The sequence below is a fragment of the Candidatus Margulisiibacteriota bacterium genome, from assembly GCA_031268855.1.
GTDB lineage: Bacteria > Margulisbacteria > Termititenacia > Termititenacales > Termititenacaceae > Termititenax.
This window is the reverse complement of sequence record JAIRWS010000120.1, coordinates 1-5,705: the sequence shown is the minus strand read 5'-3', so window position 1 is coordinate 5,705 and position 5,705 is coordinate 1. Positions and strand designations below refer to the sequence as shown.

General features: G+C 52.4%; 5 protein-coding genes. 4 read left to right on the top strand and 1 reads right to left on the bottom strand.

Going from position 1 to position 5,705, the window contains the following annotated elements:
* Positions 1-919: hypothetical protein (locus LBJ25_07075; protein MDR1453714.1), on the top strand; the 919-nt coding region annotated here is incomplete at its 5' end.
* Between the two features lie 19 nt (positions 920-938).
* On the opposite strand, the gene LBJ25_07070 is transcribed toward LBJ25_07075, so the two are convergent.
* Positions 939-1,793 carry a patatin family protein gene (locus LBJ25_07070; GenBank protein ID MDR1453713.1) on the bottom strand — a complete coding sequence of 285 codons (855 nt, stop codon included), beginning with the start codon at positions 1,791-1,793 and terminating at the stop codon, positions 939-941.
* 66 nt (positions 1,794-1,859) lie between these two features.
* Between LBJ25_07070 and alaS the strand changes: the two genes are divergently transcribed.
* From alaS to mltG, 3 genes are all read left to right on the top strand, one after another.
* Positions 1,860-4,241 carry an alanine--tRNA ligase gene (alaS, locus tag LBJ25_07065; GenBank protein ID MDR1453712.1) on the top strand — a complete coding sequence of 794 codons (2,382 nt, stop codon included), beginning with the start codon at positions 1,860-1,862 and terminating at the stop codon, positions 4,239-4,241.
* Positions 4,242-4,252: 11 nt separating this feature from the next.
* On the top strand, positions 4,253-4,660 hold the full coding sequence (gene ruvX, locus LBJ25_07060; GenBank protein ID MDR1453711.1) for a Holliday junction resolvase RuvX: 408 nt from the start codon (positions 4,253-4,255) through the stop codon (positions 4,658-4,660).
* Positions 4,650-5,705 (top strand): endolytic transglycosylase MltG (mltG, locus tag LBJ25_07055; protein ID MDR1453710.1); only part of this gene is annotated, 1,056 nt, incomplete at its 3' end. The genes ruvX and mltG, both read left to right, overlap by 11 nt.

Here is a 5,705-nt window from a genome sequence, read left to right as displayed (position 1 = left end):
CCGCGAGGCAGACCTGAAAGACTACACCAATATTTACGATCGGGAAAAATTTGGAGCGAGCAATGAAAAACGGCATGGACGCGTATATATAGCAGACAATAATGTCACCCGAAAAGATATTGAAAGAGGGCTGTCTGTTTACACGCGCTATCTGGATATTGTGTTAAATTCGCTGACGGATTTTGACAAAGAGCGCAACCGGCACAACCGTCAATATCCAAACCCGCAAAAGATCAATGAAAATCCCAGATGGTATGCTCTGGAAGAGTCGGCGGGTTTTATCCTGCGCCTGACTGAGGCGAAAATTATGACGGAACAGGAACGAACGGCTCTCCTGTCCGCCTATGACGCCGCCTGCGCCGAGGTGAAAAATGTGGTGGCGCGGGGACTGGCGGAAAATGACGCGCGGAATTGGCCGGCCTGCGCTGAATATTTGCGAATACTTGATGGATTGACCAAAAAGTATCTTGAATCTTTGATCAAGGCTTGGCTAAAGATATTGAAGTCCCACTCCGCGGAGCTGGAAAACCTGCTGATATATACCGGCGGGCGGATCGATGCCAATCGTTTGGCCGGAGCGAGCGTGCTGACGGCGGCGGGACGGACACGCAGAATACAATTCTGGCTGGACTTAATTCAGAACGGCGTTCTCGACAGTGAAGAAAGCTACAGGGAATATTACAGAACATACCGGCTGGAGCGCAGGCAATATAATGCCAGGCTACCTGTGAGTCCGCGCCATGTTGTGCGGGATAATCTGCCAGCCAGAAGAGGCCGGATCATCAGGTATATCCGGCGTGATCTTTTGGCGCTGGGCTATGCGGCGCGGGAATTTCACCGGAAGATCACTGAAGCGGCGGAGCGGAAAATCATCGAGCCAAAATTCCCCAATCCCGCGGATAGAGCGCCTGTTTTTTAGGCGCACTCTCCATTCTTAATTACCGCGCTAAAAACGCCGGTAGTTTTTGCGCTAGCTCCAGTCCGGCCTGATAACCGGCCTGATAAAAATTGTCCAGTTTTTCCCAATTGCGTTCGAGACGCCCGACCTTGAGATTTTCCGGCGGATACACGGCCAGACATTTGCCCTCGGCCTCCAGTTGGTCGACCAGCGCCAGCTCGCGGTTATACACGGCGGAACGCCGGCTCAACGCTTCAGCCAGCCGCGGATCATTCGGCAGCACGGCTTTGAGCAGAGGCAGGAGATGCGGATTTTCTTTTTTTAGATAACTTTTCGGTCTGGTACGGACAACCACGCTTTTGGCATGTCCCTGCCGCATGGCGTATTCGATCGGTATGGAATCCGCAATGCCGCCGTCCAGATACCGTCCGCTGCCCAGCTCGACCGGTTTGCTGATAAAAGGCATGCTGGCCGAGGCGCGGATGGCCGGAGTCATGTTGACTTTGTCCTGCAGATACACGGCCTGGCCAGTCACGCAGTCCGTGGCCACCGCGATAAAACGCGCCGGACTTTGCTCAAAAGTCTGAAAATCAAAAGGGATCAATTTTTGCGGAATTTCTTCGTAAACAAATTTGGCGGAAAAAAGATTGCCTTCACGCAAAAGATTGCGCAGGCTGAAATAGCGCGGGTCGCGTCCGAAACGCCGCAGGATCTCGCGGTTGCGCCCGCGCTGCCGGCTGATGTAGGACACACCCATGCAGGCTCCGGCCGATACGCCAATGACAAATTCAAACAGAATATTTTTTTCGTCGAGCGCGTCAAGCGCTCCTGCGGTGAAAATCCCGCGCAGCGCGCCGCCTTCGAGAATAAGATTGGCCTGCACCAGTTCGGACATACGCCAGGTATTATATAAAACGCCGGATTTTTTTACAAATTTAAGCTTAAAGTTTATAATCGCCTTATGCACAGCAAAGATATCCGCGCGCAATTCCTTAAATTTTTCGAGAGCAAAGGGCATATTTTTGTGCCGAGCGCGCCGGTGTTGCCGGTGGGCGACGCGACTTTGCTTTTCACCAACGCCGGCATGAATCAATTTAAGGATGTTTTTTTGGGGAACGGCAGCCGGCCGTATACGCGCGCGGTCAACAGCCAAAAATGTATCCGCGTGTCCGGCAAACACAATGATCTCGAGGAAGTCGGCAAAGACACCTATCATCATACTTTTTTTGAAATGCTCGGCAACTGGTCTTTTGGCGATTATTACAAGACCGAGGCGATACAGTGGGCCTGGGAATTATTAACTGTGGTCTGGAAATTGCCGAAAGATAAGCTGTACGCCACAGTGCACACTACCGATAATGAGGCCGCGGAGATCTGGCGGACAAAAACCGATATTGATCCCGCGCACATTAGTTTTTTTGACAAAGAAAATTTTTGGGAAATGGGCGAGACCGGCCCCTGCGGCCCCTGTTCGGAAATCCACATCGATCTGGGCGCCGACCGCTGTGATAAAAAAGATACGCCCGGCCATGTTTGCGGCGTGAATAGCGGCTGCGCGCGGTTTATCGAGCTGTGGAATTTAGTTTTCATGCAGCACGATCGCGGCGCGGATGGACAGCTTAGCGATCTGCCGAAAAAGCATGTCGACACCGGCATGGGCTTCGAGCGCATTTGTGCTGTTCTGCAAAAAGTTTCTTCAAATTACGACACGGATATTTTTACTCCTTTGATCAAAGCAGTGGAGCAAATTTCCGGAGTAAAATACCAGCCGGATTTGAGCGGTATGCCGCACCGTGTGATCGCCGATCATTTGCGTATGCTGGCTTTTGCGATCGCTGATGGAGTTTTGCCCGCCAATGACGGACGCGGCTATGTGGTGCGCCGTATTTTGCGCCGCGCCGCGCGCTATGGCCGCAAGCTGGGACTGCGCGAGCCGTTCCTTTGCCGCATAGTCGGTGTGCTGGCGGAAACTATGGGGTCTGCTTTTCCGGAGATCAAAGACAAGCGCGAGTATGTGGAAAAAATCCTGCAGGCCGAGGAGCGGGCTTTCAATAAAACTCTTGACCGTGGATTGGCGTTGTTTGAGGAGATCGCCGCGCAGGCCAAAAAGTTCGGCCAGACAAGTTTAACAGGCGCGGAAGTTTTTAAACTTTATGACACTTACGGTTTTCCGGTTGATCTAACGGCGGTGCTGGCGGAAGAGCAAAGTTTGGCGGTTGATTTAGATGGTTTTGCCGCGGAAATGCAGAAACAGCGGGATAAAGCCCGCGCCGCTGGTCTGGGCAGCAAAGGCGGCATCGGTGGCGAGATCGTGCTGGAGGCTGGCGACACGGCCGCGCGGCAGGCTATGGCCAGACATCACACAGCTACGCATTTACTCCACGCCGCTTTGCAAAAAACGCTGGGCAAACACGCCACGCAGGCTGGCTCGCTGGTCGCGCCGGAGAAACTGCGTTTTGATTTCAATCATTTTCAAGCGCTAACGCCGGAAGAAAAACAAAAAGTTGAAGCGTTGGTCAATGCGGAGATCAAGAAAAATATTGAGCTGGCCGTCAAAGAAATGCCGATACAGGAAGCCAGAGCCAGCGGCGCGATGTCGCTTTTTGGCGAAAAATACGGCGAGGTTGTGCGCGTGGTGTCGATTGGCGATTTTTCCAGAGAATTTTGCGCCGGCCAGCATGTGGCCAATACCGGCGACCTTAAAATTTTTAAATTGGTTTCTGAGTCGGCGCTATCCACGGGTATCCGGCGCATCGAAGCGGCGGCCGGTGACGCGGTGGCTGTTTATTACGCGCAGGAATTCGTCCGGCTGAACACGGAATTAAACAAACTGGGTTTGCCAGAGATGTCCTTTGACGCGCAGGCCGCGCCGCCGGAGCTGGATAGGCAGTTGCAAACCGGCTGTCAAAATATTGAACAGAAAAAAGAGCAATTAAAAAACGAGCAGAAACAGTTAGAGAAGCAAAAACTGCAGGCGGCTCTGGCCAAAGTTAGCGAATACACGCGGCAGAAAAAAGAGATCAAAAATATTCCGGTCATCGCGGTAAATATCGGAGTGGCAGACCGCGCCGCCGCCGCGGCTGTGGCGGACAGCCTGCGCAATTATCTGGGCGAAGGTGTGGTCGTGCTGGGCGCGGAGGATTCTGGCAAAGCGATTTTGCTGGCTGCGGTCACGCCGAAATACCAAACGCCGGAATTTAACGCCAATAAGATCATTCAAGAAATTGCCCCTTTGGTATCCGGACGTGGCGGCGGTAAACCCGATCTGGCGCAGGCCGGCGGCGCCAACCCTGACGGTCTTGCGGCGGCTTTGCGGGCAGCCGTTGAACTGGTCGGTCATTGAGCGGAGTCGAAATGACCAATTTTCTGGCTGTCGATTATGGTAGTAAAAGGATCGGTCTGGCGGCCAGTAATCAGCTTGGTCTGATCACGCCGCTGGAATTTATCGAGAACAATTCGGAAAAAATAAAAAAGCTGCGGCAGATTATCCAGGCTAGAAATATTCAAAAAATAATTTTAGGCCTGCCGCTGGCTCTCTCCGGCCGTGAGGAAATTGCCGCGCAAAACGTGCGTAAATTTGCGGCAGAACTGGCGGCGTTGCATTTGCCGGTCGAGTTTTACGACGAACGTTTGTCCACTGCGGAAGCGCACAAGATGATGTTACAATACGGGCTGTCCGTCAAAGAACGCCGGACAAAAGTTGATTCACTGGCGGCCTGTATTTTGCTGGAAGATTATTTGAGGGCACAAAGTGCGGAGTAAATTTAAAAAATATTTAAATAAAGCAAATAGTTATCTGCGCAAAAACCGCCGGTTTCTGCGCCAGGTATTTTACCGTTATGTACTGCCGGCGGTGCTGCTGTTAACGCTCTGGTCGACGGTTTTTTTAGGCGCGGATAATAGTTTTTCGCGGCGCGCTTTTTTGCTCAAAGTGCCGAGGAATAGCACGGCGCAGGATGTCGTGGCCGCGCTACACGCCAATGGTCTGGTACGGAATAAATTTAACACCCGGCTGGCTGTGCGTTTGGGGCGTTATGATCGCAGGTTGCATGCCGGCGAGTTTGTTCTTTCGCCGCGCCTGCCGCTGAAAAGAATTATGGAAACACTGGGCGAACGGCATGGTTTGAGTTTGACTTCGTCAAAACAGGTGGTGATCCCTGAAGGATATTCTCTGCAGGAAATAGTCGCGGCGCTGGATAAAGCCGGCGTGGCCGGTAAGAAAGTTTTCGCGGATTATTTTGCCGCGTATGATCCGCAGTACTGGCGCGAACGCTATCCTTTTCTCGTGGACAATAAATTGACCGGCGCGGTTTTTTTCGAGGGCTATCTGTATCCCGATACGTATATTTTTGCCGAAGACACTACGCCGCAGGCCGTGCTGGATTTTATGCTGGGGCGTTTTGAGAAAAAAATCTATCCGCGTCTGCGGGAAGCGGCCGGCGCCTACAATATTCACGAGCTGCTGACACTGGCCTCGATCGTGGAAAAAGAAGCGGTGTTTAAAGCGGAGATGCCGCTCATTGCCGGCGTTTACTACAACCGCCTGCGCATCCGCATGCATCTCGGCTCCTGCCCGACGATCAAATACGCTCTCGGCAATCCGCGCAAGAAAGAAGTGCTGTACAAAGATCTGGAGATCAAATCGCCGTACAATACTTACAAAAATTATGATCTGCCGCCAAGCCCGATCTGTTCGCCGGGATTAAACGCGATTGACGCGATCGTGGACACGCCAAAGACCACGTACTTGTATTTTTTTGCCAGAGGCGACGGGACTTCGGTTTTTTCTAATACTTATGAAGAGCAT